The sequence below is a fragment of the Pseudoalteromonas sp. MMG007 genome (genome assembly GCF_018100985.1).
In the GTDB taxonomy this organism is placed as follows: domain Bacteria; phylum Pseudomonadota; class Gammaproteobacteria; order Enterobacterales; family Alteromonadaceae; genus Pseudoalteromonas.
In genome coordinates, this window is sequence record NZ_JAGJEI010000007.1 from 61,612 (window position 1) to 77,631 (window position 16,020).

The 16,020-nt window shown below is 40.4% G+C and carries 7 protein-coding genes; all 7 read left to right on the plus strand.

Annotated features, from left to right (window positions below; all coding sequences use genetic code 11):
• The first annotated feature begins 36 nt into the window (after window positions 1–36).
• The 7 genes from J8L71_RS10345 (at window position 37) to J8L71_RS10375 (ending at window position 15,995) form a co-directional block, all read left to right on the plus strand.
• Window positions 37–2,310: a TonB-dependent receptor gene (locus tag J8L71_RS10345; protein WP_211000466.1), complete on the plus strand. Its 2,274-nt coding sequence runs from the start codon at window positions 37–39 to the stop codon at window positions 2,308–2,310.
• 350 nt (window positions 2,311–2,660) lie between these two features.
• On the plus strand, window positions 2,661–5,981 hold the full coding sequence (gene recC / locus J8L71_RS10350) for an exodeoxyribonuclease V subunit gamma (RefSeq protein WP_211000467.1): 3,321 nt from the start codon (window positions 2,661–2,663) through the stop codon (window positions 5,979–5,981).
• Window positions 5,968–9,540: an exodeoxyribonuclease V subunit beta gene (recB, locus tag J8L71_RS10355; protein ID WP_211000468.1), complete on the plus strand. Its 3,573-nt coding sequence runs from the start codon at window positions 5,968–5,970 to the stop codon at window positions 9,538–9,540. Before recC ends, recB begins: the two co-directional genes overlap by 14 nt.
• A complete protein-coding gene (gene recD / locus J8L71_RS10360) occupies window positions 9,537–11,567 on the plus strand; it encodes an exodeoxyribonuclease V subunit alpha (protein WP_211000469.1) in 2,031 nt (676 codons plus the stop codon). The genes recB and recD overlap by 4 nt, the downstream gene beginning before the upstream one ends.
• A gap of 374 nt (window positions 11,568–11,941) precedes the next feature.
• Window positions 11,942–13,267: a methyl-accepting chemotaxis protein gene (locus tag J8L71_RS10365; protein ID WP_211000470.1), complete on the plus strand. Its 1,326-nt coding sequence runs from the start codon at window positions 11,942–11,944 to the stop codon at window positions 13,265–13,267.
• Window positions 13,268–13,817: 550 nt separating this feature from the next.
• Window positions 13,818–14,879, plus strand: coding sequence for a hypothetical protein (locus J8L71_RS10370; RefSeq protein ID WP_211000471.1), 1,062 nt, complete (start codon window positions 13,818–13,820; stop codon window positions 14,877–14,879).
• 51 nt (window positions 14,880–14,930) lie between these two features.
• Window positions 14,931–15,995, plus strand: a complete 1,065-nt coding sequence (locus J8L71_RS10375; RefSeq protein WP_211000472.1) for a hypothetical protein — start codon at window positions 14,931–14,933, stop codon at window positions 15,993–15,995.
• Window positions 15,996–16,020 lie beyond the last annotated feature (25 nt).

Genomic DNA, 16,020 nt, shown 5'->3' on the forward strand with positions numbered 1-16,020 from the left:
TAATTACTTTTAATAATTAAAACCAACGGGACAACAATGTACGCTTTAACAAATAAATCAGTTTTGAGTATGGCAATTGCTATGGCCGTTTCATCAGCCGCTTATGCTAACGACAACGAAATAGAAGAAATAATCGTTACTGCCAAACCAACGAGTTACGCAAATAATGTGATTGAGCCAGCAATGCTTGAACAGCAAAGTACGGTGTCGAGTGTGTTATCAGTAATCGATAATTTACCAGGCATTAGCATAAATGAAGGTGATGCATTTGGTGGCGATGATTGGTCAACAACCATTACTATGCGCGGTTTTAGTATTGATTCAAACCAGCAGCAATTAGGGATGACTGTTGATGGTATTCCTAATGGTGGCTCAAACTACGGCGGGGGTGCTAAAGCTAACCGTTACCTTGAAACCGAAAACCTCGCTACCGTAGAAGTAGGTCAAGGTACATCTGATATTAAATCGGCCTCGCTTGAAGCGCTAGGCGGTACATTTAACTTTGTAAGTAAAGCGCCAAGCCTTGATAAAAGCACCACTTTTGCTTACACCTCAGGTAGCCATGATGCAACTCGTTACTATTTTAAACACGAAACCGGCACTATTTTTGACAATACACAAGCGTATGTAAGTTACTCGCAAACTGATACCAGCCGCTGGATTGGCTCGGGTAGTAATGGGGGGAAAGACAACCAACACGCAGAGCTTAAATTTGTAACAACGCTTACAGATTTAACCATTACAGGGCGTTTATCTTACGATGATGTAAGCGAGACTAACTACAATAGTGTAAGCCTTGAGCAATTTGAACAAACACCCGAGTGGGATCAGCTAACATGGAACTGGACAGGCGTACCACATTACGACCAAATGTTTGCCGAGGGCTGGGGTACGCTTCGTGAAAATACCTTAGCGTATTTAAAGTTTGAATATGCGCTTTCGCCAACATCGCTTATTACAGTAAGCCCTTATTATCATAATAACTCGGGCCGGGGCGATTGGATCCCTCCTTATTTAACAACGCCCGTAGATGAAAACGGCAACCCAACGACCGAGGGCGGCACTAACGCGCTCTCGTATGGTTTTGTAGATAGCGATGGCAATGCATTTGCGCCAAATGAGGGCTGTACGGCAAGCTTAAGCTGGCCGTGGGAGTCGGGCCCTGGTTTAAACCCTGCGTGTTACGATGATACAGCAACTCCTGTTATGTCGTACCGTCATACACATTATAAAAAAGACCGCTTAGGTGTAACAGCTAACTACCAAGCTACCTTTGGCATGCACGATATAGAAGCCGGTTTTTGGTATGAGCAAAGCAACCGTGATGAATCACGCGATTGGCACAAAGTGATTAATGCCAGCATTTACCACCATTTTGATAGCACACCGTACTGGACGCAGTATAAAAATACGTTTGAGACCGACACGCTAAAATGGTACGCGCAAGATTCAATGGCGCTTGGCGATTTTACGCTTAACTTAGGTGTTAAAAAGTACCTTGTTGATATTGAAAAGTACGACCATTACCAAAATGCCACAACAGCTAAAGTTAATAGCGACTCTGACGTGTTATTTAGTGGCGGTATTTTGTATCAATTAAATAATTCAACCGAGTTATTTGCCAGTTACAGTGAAAACTTTGCAGCCATAAAAGACGGTGTACTTGAGCGCGATAGCTCTGATTTATCAGCCATTGAGCCAGAAACCGCTGAAAACATTGACCTAGGTGTACGCTATCAAAACGACGCGCTAAAACTCACGGCAACAGCGTACTCAATAGAATTTGATAACCGCATAACCTTTATAGCACCGGGTAGCGATACCGGCGGTATTGATTACACCATAGGTACAAATGGCTCTTACTTAAATGTAGGCGGTATTGAATCAAAAGGTTTAGAACTAGCGGCAAGTTATATGCTTAACGCGCAGTGGAGCGTATACAGCTCGTACACGAATAATGACTCAGAGTACAAAGGCGATGCACCAGGGTTTGAAGCAGGTGAAAAAGTAATAGACTCAGTTGATGACTTGTTTGTGCTCTCTACAGACTACTACAGCGGCGATTTTCGTTTTGGGCTATCGGCTAAATACACTGGTGAGCGAGGAGATGTTGATGGCTACACTGTGGTTGATTTAAATGCCGGTTACTCAGCTGATGTAAATGCAGGGCCATTTAAAGCGCTAGATATTGCCTTTGTGGTATATAACATTACTGATGAAAGCTATTTAGCGGGCGGTACTGGCAACGGGAGTACTTATTATATTGGTGCGCCTCGTACGGCAGCGGTTACGCTTACTGCTACTTTTTAAGTAAACAAAACTGTTTTAAGCCCATCACTGATGGGCTTTTTATATTTATAGTCGAGTTCGAACTAGGGTGTTTGCACGAGTAAAGTTTAAAGTTAAACAACCCAGTAAAATGTGCTGGTTTATTATTTTATTTTGATTAATAGCCACGCTAAATGCACCATGTTTGAGTTTAGCGCCAATCATATAAGCGAGATTAAATTTAAAAAATAAACAGGCTTTAATACATACGTATGATGCATATGCAATTACATGCTAACTCGCTGATTTATTAGTGCCAATTTACTGATTGTGCTACCCCTATAATTGAAAATATCTTACACTGGTTTTATCTCAAGTAAGGTAGTTCGCGTATGCTCAATATTATCCAATCAAACCGTATGGAAGCGCTACAAGCGCAGTTTCATAAGCTGTTAAAAGTAAGCCCATTACAAAGCCCTTTCGATAAAGAAGTGGTGCTGGTGCAATCGCCGGGTATGTCGCAGTGGTTAAAAATTGGTTTAAGTGAACATTTGGGGATCGCAGCGCAGGTTGATTTTCCGCTGCCATCGAGTTTTATTTGGCAGTTGTATCAACAATTACTACCAAATGTACCCAAAGAGTCTGCGTTTAATAAGCCTAACCTGGCTTGGAAATTATTTGCAATACTCCCTAACTGTATTGATGAGCTACTTTACTTGCCGCTAAAAACCTATTTAGAGGGCGATATAGACGGGCAAAAAACGTTTGCGCTGTGCGAAAAAATAGCCGACGTGTACGACCAATATTTAATGTACCGTCCGCATTGGATTGCCACCTGGGATAGTGGCAAAGATGAACTTGAGGACGTAGATGTAAACATTGCGCCATGGCAACCCGACTTATGGCGACGCATTGTAAAACTAAGCAAAGAGCTTGGGCAAAGCCAATTTCATCGCGCTAATATGCAAGGGCAGTTACTTGCAGCACTTGAGACTATGGATAATAGCTTGTTACCTAAGCGCATTAGCTTATTTGGTATATCGGCGATTGCCAGTTCTCAGCTTGAAGTATTTGAAGCGCTGAGTAAAAAAACAGACGTGTTTTTATTCTTTTTTAACCCTAGTGAGCATTATTGGGGCGATATAATAGATGAAAAAACCGCTGCAAAAATAGCAGCAAAATACGCCAAAATGCCGCTTATAGAAGCTCAGCAAAAAAAACAAACTGACCCTGACGAAGAATACTACTTTATAGGTAACCCGCTTTTATCGTCGTGGGGTAAGTTAGGGCGTGATTACTTTGAGCAACTAGTACAACTTGATGCCCGATGGATAGATGGCTTTATAGACGTATTTGACGACACGTTACTTGGGCAAGTTCAAAGTGAAATTTACCAGCTTGCGTTTAAAGGGGAGTCTCTTACCGATAACAAAGAGTGGTTTATAAATGATGAAGGCAAACTGCCGGTAAGCGCGACCGACACCAGTATTACCCTTAGCGATTGCCACACCCCTCTTAGAGAAGTTGAGCGTCTGCACGACTACTTACTTAATTTGTTTAATCAAAACCCGGCGCTTACACCAAAAGACATTATTGTAATGATGCCCGATGTTGGCACATACAGCCCCTATATTGAGGCCGTTTTTGGTGGCGCGCAAGGCAGCCGTTTTATTCCGTATGCCTTGGCCGATTTAGCCATAGAGCAAGAAAAACCCGTGCTTAGCTCGTTTGCCAGCCTAGCTAACTTACCGTTTTCGCGCTTTGGCGTGTCAGATATTCTTGATTTACTGCAAGTAACGCAAATTGCCGAAAAATTTGGCCTTGAAGCGCACGAGTACGAGCAAATTCAATACTGGCTTGAGCGAGTGGGCGTAAAATGGGGTATAAATGCTGAGCATAAAAGTAGCTTTGACTTACCGGCAATCGATTTAAATACTTGGCAACACGGGCTTAACCGCTTATTACTCGGCATAGCGCAGCGCGACGAACAATGCCCGTTTAACGGTATTTATAGTGCCGATGAAGTAGAAGGCATGGCACTTGATACGCTTAATAAGCTGGTGGATTTTATTAATGTGCTGCAACACTTTAAAGAGCAACTAACACCTGACGATACACTGACTAATAAAGCACTTATTTTAAGTGAGTTATTAAACGCTATATACGAAAGTGAAAGTGATGATAGTTGGGATTTATTAGTACTACAAAAAGTACTTGAAGAGTTACAAAAGCATCACGATAACGGCGATTACAGCCAAGCTGTGTCGCAGCGCATTGTAAGTTACTTAATCAAACAAGGCATTCAAGAAAAAGGCGTAGGGCAGCGGTTTTTAGTCGGCCAGGTAAACTTTTGTACCTTAATGCCAATGCGCGCAGTACCGTTTAAAGTGGTGTGTATGCTAGGTTTAAACGACGCTGATTACCCGCGTAACGTACAACCTATTGGTTTTGACTTAGTGCCGTACTCTAAAAAACAAAAAGGTGACCGTTCACGTAAATTAGACGACCGTTACTTATTTTTAGAGGCACTACTCAGTGCTCGTGATAGTTTATATATGAGCTATATTGGGCGCTCATGTTTTGATAACCAACCCCGTATGCCATCAACCTTAGTAAGTGAGCTTTTAGAATACATTGGCCGTAGCTTTATCTTGAATAATACGGGGCCGGTAATTCCTGGCAAGTTAGAATTTAGATTACCAAATTGTTTGATTAACCAGCAACATTTACAGCCCTTTAATAGTGCTTATTATTTAAAAAGTAATGAGCAAAGTAGTGCGCTAAATAATCACAGTTATAACCCTATTTGGCTGCCGAGCGAGTCTATTACGGTACAACCTGTTAGTGCACTTGACGTTACCCCTCCTGACACACTCGATTTAGACAGCTTTATTAGAAGCGTGTGCAATGCACAAGAGAGCTTTTATCAGCAAACGTTAGGTTTACGCCTGCCACAATTTAACGAAGTCGCAAAAGACGAGGAACCCTTTAGCCTAGATGCACTTCGTCGTTACTTTTATCTTGATGAAATACTCGACGCTAATATTAACGAGCAACCACTGAGTACTGAGCAAATATTACAGCGCGGTGAGCTGCCGCAGGCTAATGTAGGTAGTTTAATTTTTGAAGGGATGGAGCATCGAGTAGATGCACTTGCAGGGCAAGTTAAAGAGCAGATTAAAGGCGGGAAAAGTGAGCCCATTGAAGTCGCTCTACAAATAGAAAATACCAAAATAGAAGGCTGGCTAAATCATATTTATCTGCAAAAACAAGTGTTTTATCGAAGCGCCAGCATTAAAGCGAAAGATTTAATTAAAGGCTTTATATACCACCTAGCTGCACAAAGTATGGAGCAAGAAGTAGAAACTCTTCTGCTTGGGCTTGATAAGCAAATTAGTTATGCGCCAATCAGCAAAGCCGATGCAGATGCCTTGTTAAGTGATTGGTTTGAGCTATATAAAGCGCTTCGCAAAGAGCCAATACCGTTTTTTCCGGTTAGTGGCTACGAGTACGTAAAAAGCGGCGGTGACATTGGCAAAGCCACTAGCAAGTTTAGCCCGCAGTATATAGGGCGAGGCGAGGGCGAAAACCCTTATATTCGCTTAACAGTGCAATCGCTCAATGACTGCCAAGAAGAATTTATAAAGTGGAGCGATAAGTTACTTGCACCATTGTTTGAACACGCAAAGGAGAGTGACCATGCAAGCGCTTAACCCACTAACTATGCCGCTAATAGGGCAAAGCTTAATAGAAGCCAGCGCCGGTACTGGTAAAACCTATACTATAACAGGCCTTTATTTGCGCTATTTATTAGGGATGCAAATAGAAGGTGAGCTAAATACGCCACTCAGTGTTGAGCAAATATTAGTGGTGACATTTACCGATGCCGCTACACAAGAAATTAAAGACCGTGTACGCAGCCGTATTATTGCTGCGCGCGACGCACTACTTGGACAAGACCCAAAAGATGAGTTAATAGAAGGTGTAATAGCCGCAATTGATGACAAACACCGCGCATTTGATTTACTTGATGCAGCGGCTAAATCAATGGATGAGGCAGCCATATTTACCATTCATGGTTTTTGTCAGCGAATGTTAAAACAGCATGCGTTTGAATCGGGTGTGGCGTTTAACCTTGAGTTTATTTTAGACGAGCGCGACATACTGCTCGAAACCATTAAAGATTTTTGGCGCGCGTTTGTATACCCGCTCAATAAAGAACGCACCGATGCCATTTTAGATGTATTTGCAGCCCCTGAGTCGTTATTTAGCCAAGTAAGTAGCGTGCTTAATAAAGCTAATGCGCACATTACACCGCAAATAAATTTAGACGATGTATGGCAAGCCCGTGATGAATACATAAATAAAGTACCTGCATTTAAAAGGGCGGTAATAGATCAAGAATTTATTGCTGCGATTAAAGGATCAGGCTTAAGCGGTTCTAAAACACCTGCTCGTAAGGGGAGCTTGGCTGCGCTTGAAGCCTTTTGTGCAAGTGATGATTTGTTTTTTGAGTTTGGCACTAGCAAATATTCGTTTGAGGTATGGAGCAGCGAAAATTTAAGTGATGCAGCAAATTATAAAAAAAATCAGCCATTATTTACGCATCCATTACTGAGTCAATTTGACGAGCTTGCTGCGCTTAATAACACGATAAATCAAGGCTTAAAAATAGCGATAGTGCAGTACGCTTCACGCTGGGTTAAAGCCGCCATAGTAAAACGCAAGCAAGAGCAAAGCGTAATCACTCCAGATGATTTACTCACCAACTTACACAGAGCACTTAATGGTGAGCAAGGCGATGCACTCGCGCAAAAAGTAGCGCAACTATTCCCTGTAGCCATGATAGATGAATTTCAAGATACCGACCCCATTCAGTACGGTATTTTTAGTAAAATATACGGCCAAGAAAACACTACGCTTGCCATGATAGGTGACCCAAAGCAGGCTATTTATGGCTTTAGGGGCGCTGATATTTTTACCTATATTGGTGCAAAAGAAGCGGTGCAAACAGAGCAACAATTTACCCTAGGTACAAATTTTCGCTCAAGCACCGATATAGTCAACAGCGTTAATAGCTTATTCGGTAAACACGCTAATAGCTTTATTTATAACGACGCTATACCGTTTAACGCGGTGGCTGCTAAAGGTAAAAAAGCTGACGAAACATTTATAGTAGATGGTAAACCAGCCACTGCCTTTGAATTTAATGTATTTGTTGATGAAGCCGCAGATGAAAAAAACAAACCAACAAACAAAGGAGTGGGGCAAGCACATTTAGCCACTCACTTTGCTAATAAAATTGTTACCTTGCTTGAAAAAGCAAAACAAGGCACAGCGTGCATAGGCAATAAGCCCGTAAGCGCTGCCGATATTTGTATATTAGTACGCGACCGTGTAGAAGCACAAATAATGAAAAAAGCGCTGGGTGATGCCAAAATTTCTAGCGTTTACTTATCACGAGAAAGCGTATTTAGCCAAGAGCTTAGCCATCATTTACTTAACTTTTTAACGGCTTTACATGGTCAGTACGACGAGTCGTTGCTGCGTGGTGTGCTTGCCGGCCCATTATTTTGTTTAAGTTATAACGATATATTTGCACTCGCCGATGATGAAAATAAATGGCAAGAGCATTTAAACTTTTTTGCACAGCTTAGCCATGTTTGGAACAAACAAGGCGCTATGGCTATGCTTGAGCGCTTAATGAGCCACAATCAGCTAAGCGCTAAATGGCAAGGTTTAGGGTATAACGTAGAACGGTGGCTAACCGACTTTAGACACTTAGGTGAAATACTCCAGCAAAAACAAATTGAGCTTGAAGGCACCTTACGTTTACTGCGCTGGTTTGCACAAAAGGTAAGTCAACAAGATGGTGAAACCGTACAAGTACGCCTAGAAAGCGATGCTAACTTAGTTAAAATTGTAACAATGCATGCATCAAAAGGGCTTGAATACCCACTGGTATTTATGCCTTTTGCTAGTGGTTATCGCGAAACCAAGGAAGCGCTTTATCATGATAAAGGTAAATTGGTTTACGATTTAAGTAAAAATGAAGACGCACTGCAAAAAGCAGAACAAGAGCGCCTTGCAGAAGACTTACGGCTATTATACGTAGCGCTTACCCGTGCTGTACATTTTTGCTCGCTAGGCGTTTATAACTTAGGGCAAGGGCAGAGCAGCCGCTTAGCGATTCAAAGTAGTGCACTTGGGCATGTTTTATTTTCAGGGCTTGAGCTTTCAAGCAGCCAAGTATGGCGTACACATTTAAGTGAATTTTGCGATGCTAATAAAGCGATGAGTTATCAGCAATTTACCTCACAAGCGTTGTTAGAGCAGGGCACATTACGTTTTGCACAAAGCGAAAACTCATCCCAAGCGCTTAGCATTAATAGTGTAACGGCAACTATTGAGCGTGACTGGCGAGCAACTAGCTTTAGTGCGCTGAGCTTTAAAAAGCACACCGACCATATAGAGCCAGGGCGTAGTGATGAAGATCATGAAAAGGATGAGTTTGCAGCACAAGAAGACGAGCTACCTTCTCCTTACAGTTTTCCTAAAGGTGCAAAACCGGGCAGCTGTTTACACGAAATATTTGAGCAAATTGATTTTACAAGCCCACTCGAGCACCCTACAAATAAAGAGCAAAACCTAGACGAGGTTGTAAAGCGTGCGCTTGAAAAATACCACATTAGCGAGAGCTGGCAAGATGTAACTGAGCAGTGGATACTCGATTCGTTGCAATGCCCATTAAATGCTAACAGCAGTAATGATTTAAGCTTGAGTAAATTAGCGCCAAGTGATTGCTTGGTAGAAATGGAGTTTAATTTACCGCTGAGCAGTTTAAGTGCCCCTCAGTTAAACGAAATCCTTATTAAACATTTTGGTTTTACTCAAAGCAAACTAGAATTTGCTCATGTAAAAGGGCTTTTAAAAGGCTTTATAGATTTAATATTTTGCTATCAAGATAAGTATTACATTTTAGATTATAAGTCTAATTACTTAGGTAATACTCCGGCAGATTATAAGAGTGACTTACTAGAGCAAGCGATGAGTAGTCATCAGTATCATTTACAGTATTTAATATATACCGTTGCTTTGCACCGGTTGTTAAAACAACGCATTAGTGATTACTCAATAGATACCCACTTAGGTGGCGTTTATTACACCTTTTTACGCGGGATGCCTGCAGGGCAAGGCGTGTATTTTAAAAAATTAACGCAAGAGCAAGTAACTATTTTAGATGGCTTGTTTAGCCAAGGAGCCATGCTATGAGCGATTTAAACCAGCAACCGGGTTTGTTTGATGATATTGACGAGGCACACATCGACGAGCCGTTTACACATGATCCGGCAGAGCTAATACCACAGCCACAGTTAGCCAATAATGTGAGTACTGTTTCGTTACTTGAATATTTAACAGCGCAAAACCGTGTTCGTATGGTTGATATAAAGCTTGCACAATTGCTATGCGGTAATGAGTTTGAACAATCGGATAATGAATTATTTTATATTATTTTGTTACTGTGTTTATCGCAGCAAAGTCAGCATAGCTGCTTAACATTAAACGATGTTGATTGGAGTAACCCGTTTAATTTGCGCCAAAGTGATTTTAATAAACTCGAAGGAAATATACCCGACACATTAACGCCCTTTGCAGAGGACTTTAATGCTCAAACCGCGTATAACTACTTACAAAATCACCAAAGCGTAGGCGAGAGTAAACCACTGCAATTGTTTAATGAGCGCCTTTATTTTGCGCGCCTAGCAGGTTATGAGCAAACATTAGCCACAAGGCTATTAAGTATGAGCGAGCGAAAGCTCAATATAAATAACGAGGTGTTAGCAGCGCTTTTAAATACTTATTTTCCGGCAAACCCAGCAATTGAAACTGATTGGCAAAAAGTAGCGTGTGCTATTGCTGCAACCAAAGGGTTTAGTGTGATCACCGGGGGGCCTGGCACTGGTAAAACCACTACGGTGACTAAGTTACTCGCTATTTTACAGTCACTTTATAAAACTGCACCGCTAAGCATTAAGCTGGTGGCACCAACAGGTAAGGCGGCAGCACGTTTAAGTGAGTCTATTTTAGGGGCTAAAAATAAGCTTACAACGATTCCCGATGATATTAAAACGCTGATACCTCAAAGTGCTCAAACTATTCATCGTTTATTAGGCGTAAAACCGTTTACTAATAAATTTAGGCATAATAAAGCTAATCCACTGCATTTAGATGTATTAATTATTGACGAAGCGAGCATGGTCGATTTATCGCTAATGGCCAAGTTAATAGAGGCATTGCCTGCACATGCACGCTTAATATTACTAGGCGATAAAGATCAACTAGCCTCGGTTGATACCGGCAGTGTAATGAGTGATTTATGCCAAGGGTTAGAGCTTGGACAAACGCCTAATTATTCAAAAGCGCGGTGCGAAGAGCTTAATCAGTTATGTTTTAATGGTCATAATAAATTAGCGACTCAAACACATAGCGAATTTAAACTTGCTGACTGTATTGCATTTTTACAGCACAGTTATCGATTTGATGCACAAAGTGGCATTGGTCAACTAGCTCTTGCGGTAAACACCAATAACACCGGTATTTTAAATTACGTTGAGCAAGAAAGTACTGAGGGGCGCTTTAATGATGTGATTTTAGATTACGACTTTGTAGCAAAACCCATCGAAAAGCTCGTAAAGAGTGCTGCGGGGCATTATAAAAATTACTTAGAGCTTATTGCTCAAGGTGCTAGCGTTGCACAAATACATGGCGCATTTGCTAATTATCAATTACTTGCTGCCGTGCGCGAAGGTGATTACGGTGTAAATAGTTTAAATCTACGTATTGAAAGAGCCCTACAGCAGCAGGGTTTAATTACCGTTAGCCCTAATCAGCGTCATTATAGTGGTATGCCTATTATGGTGAGCCAAAACGATTACCAGCTTAAGCTTTTTAATGGTGATATTGGTATTTTAATGCCCGATGAAAGTAATCAGCTAAAAGCAATATTTATAGATGAGCAAGGTAATGAACGTGCATTTTCACCCGCGCGCTTACCTGCTCACGATAAAGTGTATGTAATGACTATACATAAATCTCAAGGCTCTGAATTTAACTATACAGCAATGGTGCTGCCTGCACTTAAGCAAGCTCGTATGGGTATAAACAGGCAATTAGTGTATACCGGTATAACACGTGCTAAAAATAAGTTTGAGCTGGTGGCAGATAAAAAAGTGTTGCAACTAGCAATGAATAAAAGTGTATCCCGAGCATCTGGCTTATATGAAAGATTAAATAGTTAATTTAGTTTTAACTGCTTATTATTTATCGCGTTATTGTAATTACCTTCTATACTGAGATTAACTTATATTAATTGTATCAGGGCATGTTGTTTTTAGTGGTTGAACTACAAGCAACCTATGTGGTTTTTAGGCAAGGCTGAGCTGATGTAGTGTGGTTATTTCCTACTCATAGGCGATAACACAATATAAATACCAAACATGCGCTGTTCAAAGGGTTCTTTCTAGGATTATTATTTTTTGTGCCTTAAGCCAGTAGTGTAACGCAGGATCAGTTACCTAGCCCACTAGGTTACAAATGTTGTACCGCGATTAAATCGCTTTAGATTGAACAAATTTCAATTAACAAAGATCAACTCGCCTTAGTAAGGATATTAATGTTTTTTTCTAAAAATAAACAAAATGAAATCGCCTCTTTAAAAGCTGAGCTTTATCCTTTGCAACAAGTATGGGAAGGCCTTTATCGTGAGATGTTAGTTGTTAATATTCTTTATGATGGGCGTATTTCTCATGCCAATGATTTATTTTTGCAGAAGCTCGGTTATGACGAAGATACGTTAACGAATAATCCCTTTAATGATTTTATTACTGAGCAGTCGCGTCAATCTAAAGATTTTGCAAGCTTACAACAAGCAATTAAAACAGAAGGCCACTGGGGTGGCACATTACAAATTACCTGTTTTGATGGTAAAGCACAATGGTTACGCTTAATAGTACACCCAGTAAAAGGTGAGCAAGATCAGCTTCTTTATTTTTCTATATTTGGCAGCGACTTAACCAAAACTATTACGGCATCTCGTGAGCAAAGCGACACAATCAAAGCTATTTATCGTTCAATGGCAGTGATTGAATTTGATTTAGAAGGTCATGTATTAAAAGCAAATGATCAGTTTTTAGCTGCAATGGGTTATCAAGAAAAAGAATTAATAGGCAAACACCATCGTACATTTTGTGAACCAGCAGAAGCAAATTCGCAAGGATATCAAGAGTTTTGGAAAAAGCTACGTGAAGGGCAATTTATAGCGGAGCGTTTTAAACGTGTTGATAAATATGGGAACATTGTGTGGCTTGAGGCTTCTTACAATCCTATTTCAAATGATGCTAATGAACTTTACAAGGTTATGAAGTTTGCAACGGTTATTACAGATCAAGTTAATCAAGAAATAGCTATATCGCAAGCAGCAGAAATTGCTTACAACACATCAACACAAACAGATAAAAAGGCAGAGCAAGGCGCTGGTGTAATTAAAGACACTGTTGCAGTCATGACTGAACTGGCAATAAATATGGAGCAAGCAGCTAGCGAAATATCGGCGCTTGATCAGCAGTCGCAGCAAATAGCAAGTATTGTACAAAGCATTAGCAGCATAGCTGAGCAAACAAATTTACTTGCTTTAAATGCTGCAATAGAAGCCGCACGCGCTGGAGAGCAAGGGCGAGGCTTTGCTGTGGTAGCTGATGAAGTTAGACTTCTAGCGTCGCGTACATCAAAAGCAACTGAAGAAATTGTCGAAGTAGTGCAACGAAACCGCTCGCAAACTCAAAATACGGTTTCGGTTATAGAGCAAGGGCAGGAAAAAGCAGAACGTGGCTTAGCATTATCTAAAGAGTCTGGTGATGTTATGAGCGAAATACAAAACGGCGCGCAGGAAGTAGTCAATGCGATAGGCCAGTTTACAAACGAGCTAAAAGCGAACAGTTAATCTACTTGTAAAATACTTGGCTTTAATAGAGCCAAGTATTTAAATTAATGTATAACTTTTATAAATAAATTCATTATATCAACCCCTCACCTGAAATTAAGAAATCCTACATCGCACTCAGTTTAATAATTTTTGTCCTCAAAAATTAGCCCCATATAAATAATTTCACTTTATACAATTATTGTTTATTAACTAACCTGAGTTCTGAATAAGAAAACTTATCTCTAGCTGCTATTTTGTCCTAACTACGTTGAATTTACTTGCTATAAGCCCATAGATGCGCCTTTTCTCACTGAATATATTTGACTAGAGAAATAAACTAAAATATCACTAAAATTCAATATGTTAGTTGATTTCTTAATTAGAGTTCATGTTAACTAATTGATTTGAAATAGCAGTAGTCTTAATTTAAGTAAATGATAATAAGCTGTTGCAATTTAGAGCGCTGCTCCTAATACTGATGCTTGTGCTGTCTTAGTGCAGAACAACACACGACATGAATACCTTAAATGATTAAAAACACATTGAACACACACGATTAGGATATTATATGAACAACAAAAAGCGCACACAAAAACTAAGTTACTTACTTGGTGCAGGCCTTGCTATGTTAATGAGCTTTTCTGCGGTAAGTAAAGACTACAAGATTATTTTAATTCACGGTTTACAGACTTCTCAAATAACAAATAAGTCTGGAAGCGATGTTGTTAATGATGGCGAAACCTATTGGCAGTCGTACTGGAATAACAAAGCGGACGAACGTATAGATTGGCCTGCATACGAGCGGGTAGAAGGTAAAATTGCAACCGATTGGGTATGGCCTAAGTTAAAGCAAATTTCACGTTCAAATCTATGTGATCAGGGCTGTGTGTTAGTAACGCATTCAACGGGTGATTTGATTGCGCGCCATATCATTGATAATCAAGAAAATTGGCTAGAAAATGCGGGCTTAGAACCGCTGAAAATTGTGGCGACCTTCGATTTAGCGGGTGCAGGGGGCGGTAGCGAGCTTGCAGATATTGCAGTAAGTGCATTAACTGGTGCAGCATGGAACTTTGCAGTCGATGCTGCACTCAAATGGTGGTTAGGAAGTGATGTAACAAAAGCCGTGGGCGTTTTGCACGACTTAAAAGTAAATAATGCGCGTAAAATTTCTCCGCTTCCTGATGCTCGTACCCCTCGTTTACGTTTTGTAGCCGATGGAAATGCATATTTAGGTTTAACCGGTGTTTTTTTAAGAGGCAATGATGATTCGGTCGTTGCATCGCATTCGTCATGTGGCGCAAGCTCTGCACAATCGTTTGGCAGTTGCAGTCAAACGATTGATACAGATGGACGTTTAAAGTCGCAAGGTGATGCTGTAAATAGCTTTATGCCAAACCATTACCCAATGATGATGAGCGACAGTTACAGCCATAATGAAATTCATAACGCGCAGCGCAAAGGCAATGTGACTTCTGCAATGAATAATATAGGCGTTGATGGTCAAAATGTTGGTTTTACTACTTTTGATGAAACAACAGGAACTTGGTTTTGGAAAAAGCAGTATCGCTACATAAAAGACTCAAATAGTAAAAGTGCGTCAGCACTTATTTATAGTGTGATCCCATAAAAATAAATAGCGTGTAGTGATCTGCACGCTTTAAAGGAATATTTAATACTTATGAAGAAATTTTACGCAGTGGCGTTAATTATCAGTATAGCTTTATATGCTTTATGGTTTGTTAACCGAAGTGGGGAAACTCTAAACGTTAAGCAAAAAAAACAGCCGGTTTATCAATCAGCTGCAGCTGCTGCACCTGTGCCTAGTAAAGTGATAGCCATTGATTTACCAAAAAATAAAAAAATAGAGTCAAAAAAACAAGTTGCCTTTAATGAAGATTTAACAAGCGCGGCAGAGCAAGTGGTTATGCAATATGAAAGTGCCCTTAAATATCCACCTTACTCTCAACCTTTAAACCCGCATGATGAAGACCGTTTAAAGCCAAATCAATTTTACCCTGTAATAAGCCCAATTAATGAGTCTGGCAATGAAGCGCTTACTTTAAGCTTAAAGCAATATAGGTATGTTTACCCAGAAGAAATTAAGTTGAGTGTAAGTGCTACTAACTTAACTAAAGTAAACGTTGAGTTATCAAATACAGATACCAAAGAAGTGCTAAATACTCACAAGGGCTCAGCGCGACAAGGCGAGGCTATTGTTACTTTTAAAGCTAAAGAAGACTACCCACGTAATTTACAAATATATGTTGATGCCGATATAGCAGGGGAAAAAATACCAGTAGTCGCGCAGATTCAATACATGCTGCCCAGTGCCACGTTAACAGGGTTCGAAAGTGCTTATCCTCAAAATGAAAATATGCTTGTGCCTGCAAATTTAACTGTAAAAAAGAGTGGTCTCTATCGTGTAAGGGCTAATTTATACAGCGGTGACACACCTCTTGCACATTTAGTGGCTAAAGAGCGTCTGTCTATGGGGAGCCAAAGCGTAACCTTAAAAGCGCATTGGTCGGTGTTACCGCAGGGTATTACTAATATGCACTTAAGTGACTTTGTGATTGAGAGAATGTCACCAAGCCCGGGTGAGCTTAATAGTTTTGGTAATAGTGAGGTGAGTATGTTTGAAATCACTGATTTTGCATACGATAGCTTGCAACAATTACCGTATCAGGCAAATAATCAAGAAAAGCTAAGTTTAGAGTTTCTACAAGGATTAGCTAAGGGTTAAAAAAGGGCTTAAAACAAGCCCTTTA

Bases quoted from the DNA above. Each gene is read 5' to 3' on its own strand.
- J8L71_RS10345 (WP_211000466.1), top strand. From the start codon at position 37: ATGTACGCTTTAACAAATAAATCAGTTTTGAGTATGGCAATTGCTATG.
- recC (WP_211000467.1), top strand. From the start codon at position 2,661: ATGCTCAATATTATCCAATCAAACCGTATGGAAGCGCTACAAGCGCAG.
- recB (WP_211000468.1), top strand. From the start codon at position 5,968: ATGCAAGCGCTTAACCCACTAACTATGCCGCTAATAGGGCAAAGCTTA.
- recD (WP_211000469.1), top strand. From the start codon at position 9,537: ATGAGCGATTTAAACCAGCAACCGGGTTTGTTTGATGATATTGACGAG.
- J8L71_RS10365 (WP_211000470.1), top strand. From the start codon at position 11,942: ATGTTTTTTTCTAAAAATAAACAAAATGAAATCGCCTCTTTAAAAGCT.
- J8L71_RS10370 (WP_211000471.1), top strand. From the start codon at position 13,818: ATGAACAACAAAAAGCGCACACAAAAACTAAGTTACTTACTTGGTGCA.
- J8L71_RS10375 (WP_211000472.1), top strand. From the start codon at position 14,931: ATGAAGAAATTTTACGCAGTGGCGTTAATTATCAGTATAGCTTTATAT.